The 18892-nt window shown below is 67.1% G+C and carries 10 protein-coding genes; 2 read left to right on the top strand and 8 right to left on the bottom strand.

What is annotated here, in order from left to right; translation table 11 throughout:
• Positions 1–91: 91 nt before the first annotated feature.
• Together J7I89_RS15505 and J7I89_RS15500 are read right to left on the bottom strand one after the other, a co-directional pair.
• Complete coding sequence (locus J7I89_RS15505) at positions 92–3082, bottom strand: UPF0182 family protein (RefSeq protein WP_214972067.1); 2991 nt, start codon at positions 3080–3082, stop codon at positions 92–94.
• 184 nt (positions 3083–3266) lie between these two features.
• Entirely contained in the window at positions 3267–4418 is a 1152-nt protein-coding gene (locus J7I89_RS15500) for a S16 family serine protease (protein WP_308159929.1), read from the bottom strand.
• Positions 4419–4640: 222 nt separating this feature from the next.
• Here J7I89_RS15500 and J7I89_RS15495 point away from each other — a divergent pair, with 222 nt between their 5' ends.
• Positions 4641–6071 (top strand): zinc-dependent metalloprotease, encoded by a 1431-nt coding sequence (locus J7I89_RS15495; RefSeq protein ID WP_214972060.1) that lies wholly within the window; start codon positions 4641–4643, stop codon positions 6069–6071.
• A gap of 6 nt (positions 6072–6077) precedes the next feature.
• Here J7I89_RS15495 and J7I89_RS15490 read toward each other — a convergent pair whose 3' ends face one another.
• The 3 genes from J7I89_RS15490 to nudC all read right to left on the bottom strand — a co-directional run bounded on the left by J7I89_RS15490 (position 6078) and on the right by nudC (position 10008).
• Positions 6078–6698 carry a M48 family metallopeptidase gene (locus J7I89_RS15490; protein WP_214972057.1) on the bottom strand — a complete coding sequence of 207 codons (621 nt, stop codon included), beginning with the start codon at positions 6696–6698 and terminating at the stop codon, positions 6078–6080.
• Positions 6698–8830 (bottom strand): ATP-dependent DNA helicase UvrD2, encoded by a 2133-nt coding sequence (locus tag J7I89_RS15485; protein WP_214972054.1) that lies wholly within the window; start codon positions 8828–8830, stop codon positions 6698–6700. The genes J7I89_RS15490 and J7I89_RS15485 overlap by 1 nt, the downstream gene beginning before the upstream one ends.
• 125 nt (positions 8831–8955) lie before the next feature.
• Entirely contained in the window at positions 8956–10008 is a 1053-nt protein-coding gene (nudC, locus tag J7I89_RS15480; RefSeq protein WP_214972050.1) for an NAD(+) diphosphatase, read from the bottom strand.
• Positions 10009–10161: 153 nt separating this feature from the next.
• On the opposite strand from nudC, the gene J7I89_RS15475 reads away from it, so the two are divergent.
• Positions 10162–11544, top strand: a complete 1383-nt coding sequence (locus tag J7I89_RS15475; RefSeq protein WP_214972047.1) for a macrolide 2'-phosphotransferase — start codon at positions 10162–10164, stop codon at positions 11542–11544.
• An 11-nt stretch (positions 11545–11555) separates the two neighbouring features.
• On the opposite strand, the gene J7I89_RS15470 is transcribed toward J7I89_RS15475, so the two are convergent.
• The 3 genes from J7I89_RS15470 to J7I89_RS15460 all read right to left on the bottom strand — a co-directional run bounded on the left by J7I89_RS15470 (position 11556) and on the right by J7I89_RS15460 (position 18885).
• Positions 11556–15083 carry an ATP-dependent DNA helicase gene (locus J7I89_RS15470; protein WP_214972040.1) on the bottom strand — a complete coding sequence of 1176 codons (3528 nt, stop codon included), beginning with the start codon at positions 15081–15083 and terminating at the stop codon, positions 11556–11558.
• Positions 15080–18397: an ATP-dependent DNA helicase gene (locus tag J7I89_RS15465; protein ID WP_308159932.1), complete on the bottom strand. Its 3318-nt coding sequence runs from the start codon at positions 18395–18397 to the stop codon at positions 15080–15082. Before J7I89_RS15465 ends, J7I89_RS15470 begins: the two co-directional genes overlap by 4 nt.
• 71 nt (positions 18398–18468) lie before the next feature.
• Positions 18469–18885, bottom strand: coding sequence for an MGMT family protein (locus J7I89_RS15460; RefSeq protein ID WP_214972037.1), 417 nt, complete (start codon positions 18883–18885; stop codon positions 18469–18471).
• Between the last annotated feature and the right edge of the window lie 7 nt (positions 18886–18892).

The raw sequence follows: 18892 nt of genomic DNA, 5'->3' as shown, positions 1-18892 counted from the left end.
GCGAAAGGCCGGCCCCGCGCCCTCTCAGGGAGTGCGGGACCGGCCTCATCACGTGCCACGTGCTGACCGTTTGCGTGCCAGCTGCTGACTGTTAGCTGCTCGGCGTCGGTGTCGGCGTGGCGGACGGTGACGTCGGAGTGCTTGCGGTGCCGGTGCCGACGATCCTGGCCTCGGCGTCGAGCGCCTTCTGCAACGCCGCTGCCAGTTTCTTCTGCTGTTCGCCGTAGGCTGCGAAGTCGCCCTTTGCCAAAGCCTCCTGGCCGGCCTTGATGGCTGCGTTGGCTTCGTCCAGGGCCGCCTTCAGCGCGGCCTTGGCATCCGCCGAGCCCGTTGGCGGCGTGGACCCGCTGCCGCCCGGTGAGGCGGGCGTCTTCCCGTTGTTGGGGGAGTCCCCTGCCGTAGCGCCTGATCGGCCGCCGAACAGCTGGTTGAGGGCCGCGTCCAAGGTCGGCGCGAACCCGATCTTGTCGCCAAAGGCCACCAGCACCCGCTGCAGCGTCGGGTAGGAAGTCTCACCCGTGGACTTGAGATAGACAGGCTGGATGTACAGCATGCCGCCACCCGCAGGCAGCGTCAGCAGGTTGCCGTTCAGCACGTCAGAGGCACCCTGCCGCAGCAGGTTCAGTGCCTGCGACACCGTCGGATCAGAGTTGAACTTGTTCTGTGCCTGACCGGGGCCCGGAATCTGGGCCTCCGGCGGAACCTGCAGGAGCCTGAGCTCGCCGTATGAATCCGCCTTAACGCCCTTCTTATTCCCGGCGTCCGAATCGGCGGCCAGGAATCCGTAGAGCACGTTGCGGGCATTCCCGTCCACCACCTGGGGAATGTAGGCCGACGTCAGCTGGAACGCCGGCTTCTTCTGGTCCGGCATCTGCAGGGACATGTAGAACGGCGGCTGCTTGACCGCATCCGAAACGGTGGGGTCGTTAGGAACGCTCCACGCGTCGTCGTTCTTGTAGAAACTCACGGGGTCCGTCACGTGGTATCGCCCCAGGAGCTCACGCTGGACCTTGAACAGGTCCTCCGGGTAGCGGACGTGGCTCATGATCGCCGCCGACATCTCCGAGTAAGGCTTGATCGAGGTGGGAAAGACCTTCTGCCAGGCCTTCAGGAGCGGATCCTGATCGTCCCAGGCATAGAGCGTGACGGAGCCGTCGTAGGCATCCACCGTCGCCTTGACGGAGTTGCGGATGTAGTTCACCGAGCTGTTGGGAAGCGCCACGTTGCGGCCTGCAGTGGTCTGCGAGTCCGTGGTGGCGTCCGACAGCTGTTCCTGCTGGGAATAGGGGTAGTACTGACTGGTGGTGTAACCGTCTACTATCCACTTGACCCGGCCGTCAACGACCGCGGGGTAGGCGTTCCCGTCGACGGTCAGGTAAGGCGCCACTTTCTGCACCCGTTCACGGGGATTGCGTTCGTACAGGACCTGCGAGGCTTCGTTCACGCCGTCGGTAAGCAGGAGGTCCGAGGACTGGAACTTGACCGAGTACAGGACCCGGTTGAAGAAGCTGCCGACGTTCGGGCCGCCGTTCCCGGTGAAGGTGTACTGCGTCTCGCCGCCCTCCTTGGAGACAGGACGATCCTGTTCACGGTGCGGTGCGCCCTCCGGCGCTCCCACTATCGAATACTCCGGAGAGTCCTCGCCGAAGTAGATTCGCGGTTCGTAGGTTTTGTCGTTGCCGAGGACACCCGTGGACGGGATGCCGGACTGCAGGAACTCCGGTTTGCCGTCGGCGGTGAACTTGTTGCCCTTCGCGGCAACCACGCCGTAGCCGTGAGTGTAAACGATGTGGCGGTTCAGCCAGGACTGCTGGTCCGGGCTAAGGCCTTCCGGGTTCAGCTCGCGCACGGCAATGACGGTGTCCTGCACCTTGCCGTTGACCTCGTACCGGTCCACGTTCAATGCCTTGGGGAACTGGTAGTACGGACGGAACTGCTCAAGCTGCGAAAAGGCATCCGAAATCAGGTTCGGATCCAGGAGCCGGATATTGGCAGTGGTCTGGGCGTCCGGCGCCAGCGCCCCTTCCGTGGTGGTGGTGGTGGCGTTGTACCGCTCCACCTTGACCTGGTCGAGGCCGTAGGCTGCCCGGGTCATACCGATGTTGCGTTCGATGTACTCCTTCTCCAGAGTTTGCTCCGACGGACGGACCTGAAACTGCTGGATGACCCAAGGGTAGACGCCGCCGGCCAGGATGGAGGTGATGACCAGCATCGCCGTACCGATGACGGGCAGCCGCCACTTCCCGATGATTGCCGCCACGATGTAGAGGATGGCGACGAGAATGGCTGCCACGGCCAGGATGGCCTTGGTCGGAATGACGGCGTTGACGTCCGTGTACAACGCGCCTGCCCACCGGCCGCCGCTGTTCTGAACGGCGGCGTAGCGGTCCAGCCAGAAGTTGACGCCGAGGAGAATCAGGAACGATGCGCCCGTGACGGCCAGATGGATCTGGGCGGCGCGGCTGGTGAAGATGCCGCGCTCCATGATGCGGATGCTTCCGTACAGGTAGTGCGTCAGGATGCCGGCAATGCCGGCCACGATTGCCACGCTGATCAGGAATCCGGTGACGAAGCCCAGGAACGGCAGCGTCATCAGGTAAAAACCGATATCCAGCCCGAACGCGGGATCGTTCTGGCCGAACGACTCCTGGTTGAAGAACAGGAGGACCTTCTGCCACTGGCTGGAGGCTGCGCTGCCGGCGAAGAGCCCGAACAGCACGGGAAGTCCGATCATGACCACGCGGCGCACGGGCTCCAGCTGGGCCTGGTACCGGTTGAGGTTGTCGCGGATTTCGGAGTCCGGAGCATAGACGGGCCGGGCGTGGTAGGCGATCCGGATGGCGTAGAAAACACCGGCGAACATGATGGCGAAGCCAACGGCAAAGATACCGATCCTGGCGAGGTTTTCCGTAAGGAACACTTCGAAGAAGCCAAGCTGCTGGTACCAGAGGACGTCCGTCCACACGTTGGCGAAGAAAATGAATCCGACGACAACCAGCGCTACGACAATGAGCGTCGGCGTCAAGGCACCGCGCCTTGGCTGGAGTCTTCGGGGCGGGGTGGGGCTGGCAGGACGGGACAAACTCTGTACCTCATAGCTTTGTCAGTTGCTGATCATATTTTGAGTTTTCAGGTGACAGCATGCACAGTGCCGGGGCGCCCGGGGGCGCGCTGCACTTGTCAGCTTGCGCGGTCCGACGCCCAGCGTGGCAACGGCTGTCAATTACTGCCACGAGTGAAGCCGGGCCATAGTTCCTAGGTTTAGTCTAGTTGTTTGCGCAGGCAGGAAGACCCGATGTGTCCCCACCTGTTGCGGCGAGTTCGACCGCATGACGAGCTTCGTCCAGGTTTTCCACTTTGACCACCTGGAGACCGTCCGGAATATGCCCTGCGACCTCGGCACAGTTCGCTGCCGGTGCCAGGAACATGGTCGCCCCGGCGGCGCGCGCCCCGTGCATCTTCACGGCCACTCCTCCGATGGGCCCCACGGTGCCTTCGGGGGTGATGGTGCCGGTCCCGGCAATGTGCTTGCCCCCGGTGAGGTCTCCGGGCGTCACGGTATCGATGATTCCCAGGGCGAACATCATTCCGGCGCTGGGGCCGCCCACCTTGTCTAGGGAAATCTTCACGTCGAACGGGAAGGTGAAGCGGTACTTGAGCAGAACGCCCAGGATGTACCGCCCCGATTCGCTCCGTGCGGGCGTTACCGTTGCCGTGATTTCCTTCCCGCCGCGGTCCACGACGACGGCGGCCGGCTTGCCCTTGCCGGCGGCCAGTTCCTCCTGGATCACGGACAGTGACGTGACCGCCTTGCCGTTGAGCGAGGTGAAGACGTCCCCCGCCTTGAGCTTTCCCGCAGCGGCCGAGCCGTCAGAGAGATCGGCGACTTCCAGTTTTTGCCCGTACGGGATCTCGAGTTCGTTCAGCGCCGAAGCCACGGCATTCTCCTGCGACGTGGTCATGGCCACCGCGCTCTCCTGCTGCGACTGTTCCTTGGTGACGCCTGTCGGGAAGATCAGTTCCTGCGGATAAACGGCCTTTGACCCGTCAAGCCAGGCGGTGAAGGCCTCAAATACGCTGACCGGACCATTGGGGCCGCCGTCCACGTAGACGGTGGTGAGGTCAAGGCTCCCCTTCGCAGGGAACGTTTCGTGCCCGGTGACGCTGATGACAGGCTTGGAGTTGTCACCGCCCAAGGTATTGAACGTGGGCCCGGGCGATTCCACAACGTACGGGACCGGCAGGACGGCGGCCGTCACGCCGAGTCCGAGGGCGAGGAGTCCGGAGAGCATCATGGTTGAGACCCGGGGGTCACGAGCCGCCTTGGGATTGCGGGCATCTCCCGCGCCGGCCGGTTCGCCGCCGCCCGTGGCAGCCGCGGGCTCCTCTGAGGGCTGATCGCCCTTGGTAATTGTCACTGAAGGACCTCTCCGAACCGCGTAGTGCATCGCGGCACTGTGGCTGCAGCCAGGCGGACAGCCGTGGCGCAGCATGCAAACATTCCGACTTCTAACACTACGCGTCCGGGCCCGGCGAAAGCTCTTTGCCTACAGCGAACGGACCCCCTTTCGGCAGACAGCCGCCCGCCTGCGGGGTAGCGTGAAGGTTGATCAATAGTCACACCGACGATCGGCGGGATCATGACCTCCAACCCACTCAATCCGCCCAACGGCGACGAAAACCCGAAGGATCCGCTGGCAGAAATGCTGCAGAACCTCATGGGCGGCAAGGGCATGGGCGACATCGACCCCGCCGAACTGGCGAAAGCGGCCGGGCTCCCCGACGATCCAAACCTGCTGGCACAGATGTTTTCACAGGTGCAGGCCATGATGAGCGCCCCGTCCGAAGGGCCTGTCAACTGGAAACTGGCCCACGACAACGCACGTCGCGTTGCCGCCAGCAGCTCTGATCCGTCCGTCACAACGCCGCAGTCCCGCGAGGTCGACGAGGCACTGCGGCTCGCCGAGCTGTGGCTGGACCCGGTCACCGACCTGCCGGCCACGGGCCTGATCGGCCGCGCCTGGTCGCGCGCAGAGTGGGTCGAGGAAACGCTCGGCACCTGGAAGCGGCTGACGGAGCCGGTGGCCAACAGCATCGCCAACGCACTGTCCAGCGCCATGACGGAGCAGATGCCGGAGGAAATGAAGTCCATGATGGGCGGCGCTTCCTCCATGCTGCAGAACATGGGCGGCGCCATCTTCGGCATGCAGCTGGGACAGGCCATCGGTGCGCTGTCCGCCGAGGTGGTCAGTTCCACTGACATCGGCGTTCCGCTGGCCGACCTGGAAATGGCTCTGCTTCCGGGCAACGTGGCGAAGTTTGGCGAGGGGCTCGGCCTTCCGGAGAACGACATCCGGCTGTTCCTTGCTGTCCGCGAAGCCGCCCATGCCCGGCTGTTCGTCCAGGTTCCGTGGCTGCGGGGGCACCTGCTGGGTGCCATCGAGGCGTACGCCCGCGGCATCCACATTGACACGTCGCGGATAGAGGAGCTCGCCCGGGACCTCGACCCCAGCAACCCCGAAGGAATTCAGGAGGCCCTTTCACAGGGCGTCTTCATGCCCCAGCGGACGCCGGCCCAGGAGCAGGCCCTCCAGAAACTGGAGACCGCCCTGGCACTGGTTGAAGGATGGGTTGACGAGCTCACTGCGGCAGCGACCGAGAAGGTCCTCCCGTCCTCCGGTGCACTCCGCGAGACCGTCCGGCGCCGCCGCGCCACCGGCGGCCCTGCCGAGCACGCTTTCGCCTCGCTGGTGGGACTGGAACTGCGCCCCCGGCGTCTCCGCGAGGCCGCTACCCTGTGGGCGTCACTGAAGGAAGAACGCGGCATTGACGGCCGCGACGCCATGTGGAAGCACCCCGACCTGCTCCCCACGGCCGAGGACCTGGACGACCCCAAGGGGTTCAGCGAACGCCGCAAGCTGGCCGAGGCCAGCGACAGCGAGGTGGACGACGCCCTCATGAAGCTGCTGAACGGCGGCTTTGACGCCCCGGAGTCCGGGCCGGCCAAGGATAGCGGCGCCGCGGAGGATGAGGGGCCCGATGATGCAGCTCCCGGAGCCAAGGGCACGTAGGAACGGTTAAGGGCCGACGGCGGCGGGCAGCCTGGCGTCGTCGGCCTGCCCATGCGGGCTGCCGCCTTCGTCCGGCAGCCCGCGGGCTGTGGCAAACGCCACGCCCTCCAGGAACGCCTTGGCGCGCGCGGTCTCGGGATAGGCCTCCAGCAGCTTCCAGAAGGCAGCGTTGTGCCCGGCCACCAGCAGATGTGCCAACTCGTGGAGCAACACGTAATCGATGACCCACTGCGGCATCGGGCGGAGCTTGTCTGAAAGCCGGATGGAGCCGTCAGCGGGAGTGGCCGAACCCCACCGCGAGTTCTGGTTGCTGACCCAGCGGACCGACGTCGGCCTTGCCTTGCCGCCCAGGTACGTTGCCGAGAGGTGGGCGGCGTGGCCGGCCAGGGCCTCATCCGATGAGGGGCGCCGCCGGCCCTTGCCGTTGGACTGCTTGTCGCCCTGGGCCCTGAGCTTCTCCAGCATCCGGCGGACCCATTCGGCTTCCTGAGTCCTGCTGAAGTGGGCCGGAATCGCCACAACCACCGTGCCGTTCTCCCAGAAGGCGGCAACGGTGCGGCGCCGGCGGGCCGACCGGCGCACCACAACGGGGGCGCCGTCGTGCGTGGTCTGCGGCGTGCCGGGCATCAGAGCGTGGTGCTTTCCACCAGGACCGCGAGGACGGCTTCGCCGTACTTCTCCAGTTTGGACGGGCCCACGCCCGCGAGACGGGCCAGTTCCTCCAGCGACGCCGGCCGGGCCTCGGCAATCGCCGTGAGGGTTGCATCGGTGAAGACCACGAAGGCCGGAACCTCCGCTGACAGGGCGACTTCCTTGCGCCACTCCCGCAGCGCGTTGAAGGTCTGCTCCTCGTAGGTCGGCGGGCACTGGCTGCAGCGGCCCACCTTCCGTTCGGCGCCGCTGGCCAGCATGGTGCCGCAGACCCGGCAGGACGCTGGCGCGGCTGCCTTCCGCCGGGGCAAGGCACCCTTGCCGCGTACGCTGGAACTGGCCACGGAATCCGGCCGGAGCCCGTCCAGGAAGCGTGACGGTTTCCGGTTGGCGCGGCCGCCCGGTGTCCGCGCGGTGGACCAGGACAGTGCCAGGTGCTCGCGCGCACGGGTTATGCCGACGTACAGCAGGCGGCGTTCCTCGTCCACGGCTTCCGGAGTGTCGGCGAACGAAATGGGCATGAGGCCTTCGCTCAGCCCCACCAGGAACACGGCATCCCACTCCAGGCCTTTCGCGGCGTGCAGGGACGCCAGCGTGACGCCCTGCACCGTGGGCGCGTGCTGGGCCAGTGACCGCTCCTGGAGCTCGTTGACGAAGTCCGAGAGGCTGAACTCCGGGCCGCGGCTCAGCACGAGCTCGTCGGCCAGTGCCACCAGGGCTGCAAGGGATTCCCAGCGCTCCCGCAGCGCGCCTCCGCTGTGGGGCGCGGAGTCCGTGTACCCCAGCGATGCAACGATGTCGCGGACGAGCTGGCCCAGCGGCTGCGGCGCCGACTCCGCGACGGCGCGGGTGGCCGCGCGCAGCTGGAGGATGGCGTCGCGCACTTCCTTGCGGGCGAAGAAACGCTCGCCGCCACGCAGCTGGTAGCCGATTCCCGCGGAGGCCAGCGCCTGTTCGTACGCTTCGGACTGGCCGTTGGTGCGGAACAGGATGGCAATTTCGCTGGCCGGTGTGCCGGCGTCGAGCAGGCCGCGGATCTTGGCGGCCACGGTAGCCGCCTCTGCTTCGTCGTCTGAGCACTCGGTGAACTGCGGCGCCGGACCGGGGTTCCGCTGGGCAACCAGCTTCAGCGGTGCGGCCCAAGCAGCATCCGCCGCCGGGCCTCCGCTGCGGCGGGCCGCCAGCAGGTCATTCGCCAGCTTCACCACCTGGGGCGTTGAACGGTAGTCACGGATCAGCTTGACCACGCTGGCATTCGGGTACAGGCCCTTGAAGCCGAGCAGATGGCGGGGAGACGCGCCGGTGAACGAATAGATGGTCTGGCTGGCATCGCCCACCACACACAGTTCATCCCGGCCGCCCAGCCACAGCTCCAGGAGGCGTTGCTGGAGCGGGGACACGTCCTGGTACTCGTCCACGACGAAGTGCCGATACTGTTCGCGGACCGTGGCGGCGACCTTCGGGTCTTCCTGAAGGATGCCCACCGTAATCAGCAGGACGTCTTCGAAGTCGATGACGTTCCGGTCGGTCTTGACGTCCTCGTAGGACTGGAAGACCCTGGCCACGGCTGTGAGGTCGAAGCCGCCCGGGTTGCCGCGGTCCTGGGCGTTTTCCAGGTAGTTGGCAGGCGTCAGCATGGACACCTTGGCCCACTCGATCTCGGACGCCAGATCCCTGATGGAGGCCCGGTCCGTGCTGAGCCGGAGCCGGCGCGCGGCCTCGGCGATCATCTGTGCCTTGTGGTCCAGGAGGTTTGGCAGCGTCCCCCCGACCGCCTGTGGCCAGAAAAACTGGAGCTGCCGGAGCGCGGCGGCGTGGAAGGTCCGGGCCTGGACATTGCCCACGCCGAGGTCGCGCAGCCTGCTGCGCATTTCAGCGGCAGCACGTGCCGTGAAGGTCACGGCCAGCAGCCGCTGCGGGCTGTAGACCCCGGAGTGCACGCCGTACGCGATCCGGTGCGTGATGGCACGGGTCTTGCCGGTTCCGGCCCCCGCGAGTACGCAGAGCGGGCCGGTGAGGGTGCTGGCCACCTCCCGCTGCTCGGCGTCGAGGCCACCGAGGATGCGGTCCTCCAGGGAGTCGTTGCCTTCAGGAATTTCTGTAGTCACTTCTGCTGCTCAGTCGATGGGATGGATAGGGTGCTCGCGCCGGCAGATGTCACTGCGGCTGGTTCACGGCGGTTGATTCACGGCGGCGAGGCCGGTCCGGTGCAATCCGCCGTGTGTCCGTCCGGTCATTCGTCGGCGGGCCGGTCCTGGATGACGCCGCCGTACCAGTGTTCGATCAGGGACCGTGCGATGGAGAGCCTGGTGGAAATGACAATCTCGCCGCTCAGCACAGCCTCCTGGAGTTCCTCCCGGCTGAACCACCGCGCACGGGTGACCTCCACGCCGTCGGGCTTTGCCTCGGAATCATCCGTGACGGCGGTAAAACCGAGCATGAGTGACGCCGGGAAGGGCCATGCCTGGGATCCGAGGTACTGGCAGGCCCTGACGCGCACACCCACTTCCTCGTGAATTTCGCGGACCACTGCCTGCTCGAGCGACTCCCCCGGCTCCACGAAACCGGCAAGTGTTGAGTAGTTCTTGGCATCGAGGGGCCCTCCGCCGCCAAGGAGCAGGCGGTCGTCCGGGCCCACCACTGTGACGATGATCGCTGGATCGGTCCGGGGATAGTGTTCGGAGTTGTCAACGGGGCAGCGCCGGACCCATCCCCCGGTCTCCACGGTGGTCGGGGCGCCGCACCGGGGGCAATGGGTGTGGCTGGCATGCCAGTTGGCGATGGCGCTGGCTTCTACGAAAAGGGCCGTGTTGGTCGGATCCAGCCGGGCGGCAACGTCGCGGAATCCCTCCCAGGTGGCGCCCGAGGGGAGTCCTGCGGTGCCCGGATCCACCGGCGCGGGCAGGATGAAGAGCAGGATCTCCGTCCCTGCCGGCAGGTCGGAGTTCTCCAGTGCAGAGCCAAGGTAGATGACGAGCGAGGGTCCGGAGTCTGCACTTCGGAGCCGATCCAGCAGCCGGGCGGCGTCCGTCAGGACAAGGGCGTCACGGTGGATGAGGCCGTGCCTGCCGGAGAGGACCATGGCTTGGGCGCCGCCGCGCGCCAGCAGGTCTTCGACGAGATTCGGCTTCATCCGCTCAACGGATCCGCGGTTCACCAGGGCCGGGCGCACCGGCAGTACGGTGTCGAAGAGGTGGTTGGCCGGCAAATCACCCTTGGACAGCTGATTTTCCGGCGACCGGCCCAACTGCTGACTGACCGGCGCAGCGGCCTCCGCATGACTCATGTATCCACCGTACTGACTCGGGGTGACAATTCACATTTCCGCAGGCCCCTGGCGGCCCGGTTTCAGGCGGCGGAAGGCTCATATTTCGGCTGGATCTCAAGACTCGCCGCGACACATCGTTGTCTTGAACGCGAGTCAATCTACCGTGGAAGCGTGAGAAGAGAACCGATCGAACTGGCAGCTGTGGCAACCGCGGCAGTCCCCGGACTGAGCCCGACTGCAGTGAGTTCCGCCCCGGATGATCCGGCGGACTTCGATTCGGCTCTCCTGCTCGACTCCGAAGGCAAGCGCTGGCGGGTCCGCTCGCCCCGCCATGCGGAGGCGAGCACGCGGCTGGAGACCGAATTCCTGGTGCTGCGGGCCTTCGCCCCGGCCATCCGGGCGGACCTTCCCTTTCTGATGCCGACCGTGGCCGGGACCGTCCGCCAGCAGAACCTGAGCACGTTTGTGTACTCCCACCTCAATGGCTCCACGCGCACGGTTGAGGAGCTGACAGCGGGGTCACAGGAGCTGGCGAAGGAGATCGGAACGGCCCTGGCCGCCATCCATGACCTGCCCCGTGCCCTGGTAAGCAACGCCGATCTGCCGAGCTACACCCCCAACGAGTTCCGCCAGCGCAGGCTGAACGAGCTCGACATGGCCGCGACCACGGGCAAGATTCCGCCCCTGCTTCTTCGCCGCTGGGAGCACGCCATGGAGGACGTGTCCTTGTGGCGCTTCAATCCGTGCGTGGTCCACGGCGACCTCCACGAGGACAACCTGCTCGTCGAGGAGGACCGGGTCACCGCCGTCACCGGCTGGACCGATCTGCGAATCGGCGACCCCGCCGACGACCTCGCCTGGCTCGTGGCATCCAACGAGCACGACTTCGTGGAGGCGGTGGTGCGCCACTACACCGAACACCGCCGCGACGCACCCGACAGTCACCTGCTCCGGAGGGCGGCGCTGTCCGCGGAGTTCGCGCTGGCGCAATATCTGGTCAAGGGAATTGCCGCCGCCGATGCCGAGATGATTGCCGAGGCGGAAGGCATGCTGGCCACGCTGGCGGACGACATTGCAGAGCACGGCGGGCAGCCCATCAGTGTGGAGCCCCTGCCGTCACCGGCGGCTGCGCCGGGATCTGCTGCACCGGTTTCAGCTGGGCCGGTTTCAGGTGTGCCGGTTTCAGGTGCGCCCCGATCGGCAGCGGACGACCCGGTTTCAGCTGCCCCGGTTTCACGCGGTCCGGTTCCGGCCGAGCTGATTGCGGCGCCGGCAGCCACCGACGTCTCCGAACCGATGCCGGCCGTTCACGTCATGCCCATCCCGGCCGACGAGGACACGGCCAATGCGCCGGATGCTCCCGCCGCTGTGGACGCTCCTGACACCGTGGCCGCGGCCGGCGCGGTGGATGCAGGCGGCAGCGTGGACGCGGCTGCCGGCCCGGACTCAGAAGACCACCCGCGCGACAGCAAAGCGCCGACGCAGCCCAAGCCGCTCTCCGCCGACGACACCTCCACGACAGCCATCACCATCGTGGACGCTAAGGCGCCTTAACCCAAGGCGCCTTAACCCGGGGCTGCAAAGGCCGACGCGACAATTCCCTCCAGCTCGGCCCCCGACGCCAGGTCATGGGGGCGAACCACGTGGTTGTCCGCTACGTAGTAGAAGGCAGCCCGCACCTCATCCAGCGGCACGTCTTTGAGCCGCGCCCAAGCCAACCGATAGACAGCGAGCTGCACGCTCTTCGTTTTCAGCTGCCCGGCGGACGGCCGCCTGCCGGTCTTCCAGTCCACGAGGTCCCAGCAGCCGTCGGCATCGCGGAACACGGCGTCGATCCGCCCGCGGACCACGACTTCGCCGACCCGGGTTTCGACCGGCACCTCGACGTGGGCCGGAGACCTGTGTGCCCAAGGGGAATCCCTGAACGTGGCGACCATGTCCTCAAGGCCGTACGCCTCGTCTATGTGGTTGTCAGATCCGGGCGCTTCATCGAGGTCCAGCATGCCTGCTGTTCCGAAGTACTCCTCGACCCAGGCGTGGAACGCCGTGCCCTTGCGGGCGGACATCCCCGGCTCGCGCGGCACGGGTCTCCTCAGCCGCTGCAGGACAGCCCCGGGATCCTCCCCGAGGTCAACGAGGGTGGATGCGGAAATGTGCCCGGGCAAGTGGACGTCCCGGCTTTGCGCACGGCGGGCGCGGCGCTCCAGGAGCAGCGCAGCCTCCCGTGCCCAACCAGCAGCATGGGGTCGGAGCGGCGTTCGCGGCCGGCCGATAAGCTCCGGCCGCTCCGGCTGAGCGTCAAGCTCCGGCTGACCGTCAAAGGCCAACTCTTGGATGGCCCCTATTTCGGTCCGCAGCCGGCTCGCAGCGGAGTCCATGGCCGCCCGCCGCCCGGGAACGAGCCGAAGCCTTTTGCCGGTGCGCGGATCAACAGGGCCTTCGAGGGGGTCGTACGGCCAGATGGCGACTTCAAGGTCCCGCGTCAGGGGGCTCTCGTCCGGAAGGGACTCCTCGTCCACGGAGTCGGGGTGGATCCCTGCTGTGGCGGCAGGGCCCGGTAGCGTGCCCGCGGCTGTTCCGATCCCGGCGAGCGGTCCCAGCTCGGCGAGGAACGGCGACATCTCGGCCATTCCGCCGCGGCCGCCGACCCACGCACCGCTGGAAACCCACAGCACGTGTTTGGCCCTTGTGTACGCAACGTAGGCCAGCCGCCGTTCCTCGGCTTCGCCGTGGGCCTGGACGGCGCCTTTAAAGTCCTTCTCAGCGTCCAGCCACCCCTTCTGGTCGGGCTGGTCGAGATCCCATTGCGGAAGGTCTGCCCTGTCGCCGCGGAGGGGCCAGGGCAATGCGGCGGAACCGCTGCTCCACCGCGAATCACGGCTGCTGGGGAAGGCCCCGCTGTTGAGGCCCGGAACAAAGACGACATCCCATTCGAGCCCTTTGGAAGCGTGCACGGTCAACAGCTGGACAGCTTCATGGTTAACGTCTGCCGGCGGAACGTCGAGGCCCCCTTCCTCGGCGGCTGCGGCTTCCAGCCATGCGAGGAACGCGAGGACGTCCACGCGGTGGGACGTCTGCAGGAATCCGGCAGCCGCATCCTGGAACGCATCCAGGTTCCTTCGCGCCTGGTGAATGCTGAACCCGGGGCGCGCGGCAACCTCGATGTCTAGCAGCATGGCCCGCTCCACCTCACCCAGGAGCGTGGTCAGGTCCTCCCCCAATAGTCCGCGCAGCTGCCTGAGTTCCGTGCCCAGCCTCTGCAGCCGGTCCCGCGCCGGGGCTGTCAGCGTGCGGCCATGTGCCGAGGTCCAGCCCTCCTTGGGCAGCCAGTCCAGGGCTTCAACCAGGCTGGAAGCGTCGGTAAGGTCACCCTCGATGACGACGTCGGCCGGCGGCTCGTCGCTCCCGCCCGCTGCCGCCGCATCGTCGGCCGCGCTCTGTCCGCGGCGCCGCGCCAGAAATGCGGACCAGTCTCGAAACGCCATGAGGTCAGCAGTGCCGATCCGCCACCGTGCACCGGCGAGCAGCCGCATCAGGGAATCCGACCGGCCTGGGTCAGCAAGGACCCGAAGCGTCGACACCAGGTCGACGATTTCAGGCGTGTCCAGCAGGCCGCCGAGACCCACGATTTCGTAGGGAATCCCCTGCGCCTCAAACTCGCGCCTGATGCACTCCATCTGGGCCCGCCGGCGGCACAGCACGGCCATGGCCGGCGGCACAGGTGATGCAGTTGATGACTGATCGAAGTCGGTGACCCGGTATTTCAGCAGGTCCCGTGCGATGGCGGCGGCCTCATCCTCATCCGTGGCGAAGCGTCCAAGGATCACCCGGCCCTGAACGGCGGCCGGACTGGGCTGCAGGGGCGGCACCTCGACGGACGCGGCTGACGTCCGTTCTCCGGCCGGACCGGCCTGAGCGGCAGCGGCGCTCAGCGGTGCCGAAATGACATTGGCCGCCGCCAGGATGTTCCGCCCGTTCCGCCAGGCGGTGGTCAGGTAGGAGGTCGGGGCCGGGCTAAACCGGGCCGGCCCTTCCTCCCCGTCATCCAGCCGGACGGGGAATTCGCTGACAAAGTGGAACAGCTGACCGGCGGACGCGCCGCGGAAGCCATAGATCGACTGGTTGGGGTCGCCCACAGCCGTGACGGCGTGACCGTCTCCGAACAGCCTGGAGAAGAGGACCAACTGCGCATGCGAGGTGTCCTGGAATTCGTCCAGGAGCACCACCTTGTAGCGTTGACGCTCCATCTCCGCGGCGAGAGGAATCTCGCGGGCCACCCTGGCGGCGAGCGCCACGAGGTCGCCGAAGTCGAGGGCACCCCGGGCCCTTTTGGCCTCGGAGTACCGGCCCACGAGCTCCGCAACGCTCGCCCGCGTTCGAAGCATGGCGCCCAGCTCCCCGGCGGCCTGGCTGGGATTCTTCTTCGCCTCCGCCACGTACGGCAGGGCATCGAATTCTGCCAGCCGCTGCATGAGCCAGTCGTGAACCCCGGCGGGGTCCTGGAGATGCTCTGCGCACTCGCCGGCGAGCTGCATGACGGCCTTGACGAGTGTTGACTTGGCTACCCGGAAATGGGAGTAGTCGCCGTCGAACGCCTCGACGACCTCGCTTGCAAGTTGCCAGGCCTGTGCCCCGCCCAGCAGGACAACGTCACGTTCGATGCCAAGCCGGAGCCCGTAGTCGGACACGATGCCGCTGGCAAAGGAGTGGTACGTGGAGACCTTAGGTTCCAGCGCGTCGGCGCTGAGCAGGCCGGCCGGAAACACCGCGTTGCCGGCATCGGCTTCCGCGATCCGCTGCAGTGCGGCCAGCTTGGCCCGGATGCGGCTTGCCAGCTCGCCGGCGGCTTTCCGCGTGAAGGTGACTCCAAGGACTTCCTCCGGCTTCACCCAGCCGTTGGCGACCAGCCACACGACCCGGTCGGCCATGGTGGCGGTCTTGCCCGAACCCGCACCGGCAATAACAAGCCGGGGGGTCAGCGGCGAGGAGATGATGGCTGACTGTTCTGCGGTGGGCACGTTCTTCTCGCCGAGCAGGACGGACAGATCTTCGGGACTGAACCTTGGTGCAGGGAGGTCCGCGGGGCGGCTCATTCGGTGACCTGCTTTCCGCGTGCGCACAGGGGGCATACCTCCGGCAGACGGCAGCCGTGACCGCCGAAGCCGCTCTTGGAGGGATCGTGCCTGGCTTCGAACTCATGGCCTGACATCACGTCGGCCGCCTCCTTGACCATGTCCAATGCCCAGTTCTCCCCCGGATCAAGGGGATCCTGGTGCTGGACGCCCGGACTCTTGGCGCTGGTTCCCAGCTGGGCGAGCACGGCACCGCCCGGCTGTGCGTCCCCGGAAACGTCCAGGGAACCGCTGAAGCCTCCGGCGAGGACCGCAGCCTGATAAGCGCCCAGCTGCGGATGCCGGCCCAGCTCAGCCTTGCCCGGTTGCCTCTTTCCTGTTTTGAGGTCGACGATGACCAGCCGTCCGGCGGAGTCGATCTCCAGCCGGTCCACCTGGCCCCGCAGAACGGCGGAACGGGGTGCGTCATCCGTGGCGCCCTCCGGCAGCGGATCGGCGGCGGATTCGGACAGCTGCACTTCGAAGTCCTGCTCCACGCCGATAAGGCGCCTGCCCTCGCTGCGCATGACAAGGATGTACTGCGCCAGTTTGCGCACCATGGTTTCGGCCCGCCGGAAATCCAACTTTCCCTCCCAGTTGTCTTTCATTCCGAGGGACGGCCAACGCTTGACGAGTTCGGCGAGGTACTCGGCCCCGGAGGCGTCAGGGAGATCCTGGGCGATCGCGTGAACCAGAGTGCCCAGGCTTCTCGCGAAATCGGTGGCCGCCTCACCGCCCGCGGCCTGGATGAACCAGTCCAGGGGCGACTTCTGGACGGACTCCACCTTGGAGGGCGAGACGTAGACAGTGCCCCCGGGTGGCACCACGCGTTCTTCGGAGGACAGCGGGGCCAGCCCCCACCAGGTGTCCGGGTGCGCTCCGGGAACGGGCGGATCCACCGTTGCCAGGCGGGCCAGGACACGGACAGCCTCGTCCGCTTCAGCAGCGGACCGGTCAGCAAGTTGCGCGTGCTGGCGCAGTTCGGCCACAAGTGCCCTGAGTGTCAACGGCCTCTCCACCGGCGTGAACCCCCTCGCGTCCTGGTCCGGCATCAGCGGGGCCACGTAGTCCAGGAATGAGGACGGCTGTTCGTCTTCCGAAGCCACTGCGGTGCAAATCAACACTTCCTTCGCCCGGGACACCGCGGTCGAGAAGCTCCGGAGTTCGTCATACCGGATCTCCCTGAGCCGGCTCAGCGGGCCCCGCTGGAGTGCGTAATCCACGCCGTGTTCAACGGCATCGGCGAAGAGCGTGCTCCCCAGCAGTTCCCCACGGAGCCGCGTGTTGGGCCAGACGCCCTCCTGGAGTCCGGCAACAATGACGAAGGGCCACTCCCGTCCGGCGGCACTGGCAGGGGTCATGAGTTCGACGGCGTCGTCGACCTGGGCACGTGCGGCGAGCGTGTCCATGGGAAGCTCCTGGTTGAGCAGGTACTCGAGGAACTGATCCGGCCCGGACCCCGGCATCTGGTCAACATAGCGCTCGGCGGTATGGAACAGGGCCATCATGGCGTCGAGGTCACGGTCCGCCCTGGCCCCCACCAGCCCTCCCGACAGTGCGGCGGCCGTCCAGCTTCCGGCAAGGCCGGTCGAGTTCCACAGGGCCCAGAGTACGGTCTCGGCGTTGGCGCCGGCCTCGGTGGTGGCTTTCCGGCCGGCCTGGATCATCCGGGCGACGCGGCGCGCTGACCGGCCTTCGATCCCCAGGGAACCAAGGGCGCCGGGCTCGAGAAGTGCTTCCACGAGCAGTGCATCGCTGGAGCGTCCGCCTCCGCCCAGGATCTCTTCGCGGCGCAGGGACTGGCGCAACCTGCGCAGTTCAAGGGATGTGGCTCCGCCAATCCGGGACGTCAGCAGCGACACGGCGGATTCGGGGGTGAGGACGTCCGGATCGAGGACCACGGCATACGCGTCAAGCAACGGACGGACGGCTACCTCGTCGCGGACAGCGGACTCTGCCACGGGAATACGCACAGGAATTCCCTGGCCCGACAGGTAGCGTTGCAGCTGGCTCAGCTGGCCGCCGTTCCGGACGATCACCGCCATGTCCGCCAGTTCGCGGCCGTCATTTACCTGGGCTTCAAGGATCCGCTGGGCGACGTACCGCAACTCATGGACAGCCGACGGCAGCAGGTGTGCCTCGACGGTTCCGCCGGGGTTACCTGCGGGACGGGCGCCTGTGTCCCCGGTGGAGGACGGGCGGTGAGCATGTTCGTCGGGAGCGTGTTCAGCGGGATACTGCTCGAGCCGGCGGGCGAGTTTCCCGCCGGCTCGCAGGGAGATCCGGTCCGCAACGCCACGCCAGGCCTGTGCGACGGCAGGCCGATGCCTGTGGGCATGCCGCAGCGGCCTCTCAAGAACGTCCTGGCCGTCCCCTCCCAGCAGCCGGGGAAGCTCGGCGACGAGGTCCGGGCGGGCGCCCCTGAAGCCCTGGACCACCGTGTCCGGGGAAGAGGCCACGAAGACGTCCTTGCCTGCGGCGACATCGGCCAGCAGCTCAAAGACCGCAGGGTTGGCCTCGTGGATGTCATCAACAAGGATCAGCTGGAGGCGGTCGCGTTCCGCGGCCAGGAAGTCCGGCGAATCCTGGAAAAGCTGCCGCGCAGCGGTGATGATCCCGGCGGGATCGAAAGCCTCGGGCATGCGCAGATCGAGGACGTCGCGGTATTCGGCGTACAGGGCGGCCGCGGCGATCCAGTCGGGGCGGCCGCACTCGTGCCCGAGGTCTGCAAGGTCCGCGGCGGTCCGGCCGGATTCGATGATCCGGTCAAAAAGCTGCCGGACCTCCTGCCGGAAGCCGCGGGTGGGCAACGCGGCGTCGAGATCGGCCGGCCACGGCAGCCCCAAGCCTGGCAGGGTGTGACCGTCCAACAGCTCCTTGATGATGAGGTCCTGTTCGGGACCGGAGAGGAGGCGGGGCGCCCGCGGCAACGGCAGGATTCCTTCCGCCTTGGCGCGCCTGATCAGGTCGAAGGCATAGGACGCCCAGGTACGGGCCGGCGTGGTGCTCAGGCTCCGGTTTAGCCGTGCCGTGAACCGGTCGCGCAGGGTGTCCGCGGCCAGCCTGCCGGGCGCGAGAATGAGGATCCGTTCGGGATCAACCGAGTGCGCTTCGACCCTGCGGACGGCCGCCTCTATGAGGACGGTCGACTTGCCGGTGCCCGGCGCGCCGGGCACGAGCACAGGACCTGCCCCCCGCGGAACCTCGACGGCGGCGAGCTGGTCCGCGGACAGTACCGGCACGGCATTGTGAACCTGGCGCGGCGGCAGAAGCCGAAGACCAGACCCGGGTGACACAGGGACACCGGCGGACTGATCCCGGCGCCCCGTCGCTTCGGAGAAGGTTTCGGACTGGGTGATTGTTGCGGTCACTCAGACATTCCATCATCCGGCACAGACAATTTACGCAGCGACGCTTCCAGCCGCTCAGCAATGGCGTCCAGGGCTGCGAAGTCCGCGTCGGAGGGCGCCCATCGCGCCGCCGCCAGGTCAACCCGCCAGCGGCCGTCGCCCGTCCGTGCGAACCTGAGGAAATCGCCGCGCAGCGGCGTTCCCTCCCGCAGGTAGAACTGCAGGGCCTCCGCTTTCAGTCCCTCCGGCGCCAGCCCGCTGGCCCTGAGCACCCGCCACCACGGGACCGCGCTGCCGTAGTGGCTCATGACGGAGCCCACCTGGCGCGGACCGCCGGATCCGAGCAGTTCGGCGACATCCCCGTAAGCCACCGCCGAACCTGGGGGGATGAGCTCAACGACAGCCAGCACCGCCTCCACATACTCCGTCCGCATGGTCCCA

Source organism: Arthrobacter sp. ISL-5 (assembly GCF_018613835.1).
In the GTDB taxonomy this organism is placed as follows: domain Bacteria; phylum Actinomycetota; class Actinomycetes; order Actinomycetales; family Micrococcaceae; genus Arthrobacter.
The sequence above is the reverse complement of the archived record's forward strand: the minus strand, read 5'-3'. Positions and strand labels throughout refer to the sequence as shown.

Excerpts from the sequence above, each read along its gene's own strand:
- J7I89_RS15495 (WP_214972060.1), top strand. The coding sequence starts at position 4,641 with ATGACCTCCAACCCACTCAATCCGCCCAACGGCGACGAAAACCCGAAG.
- J7I89_RS15490 (WP_214972057.1), bottom strand. The coding sequence starts at position 6,698 with ATGCCCGGCACGCCGCAGACCACGCACGACGGCGCCCCCGTTGTGGTG.
- nudC (WP_214972050.1), bottom strand. The coding sequence starts at position 10,008 with ATGAGTCATGCGGAGGCCGCTGCGCCGGTCAGTCAGCAGTTGGGCCGG.
- J7I89_RS15470 (WP_214972040.1), bottom strand. The coding sequence starts at position 15,083 with ATGAGCCGCCCCGCGGACCTCCCTGCACCAAGGTTCAGTCCCGAAGAT.
- J7I89_RS15460 (WP_214972037.1), bottom strand. The coding sequence starts at position 18,885 with ATGCGGACGGAGTATGTGGAGGCGGTGCTGGCTGTCGTTGAGCTCATC.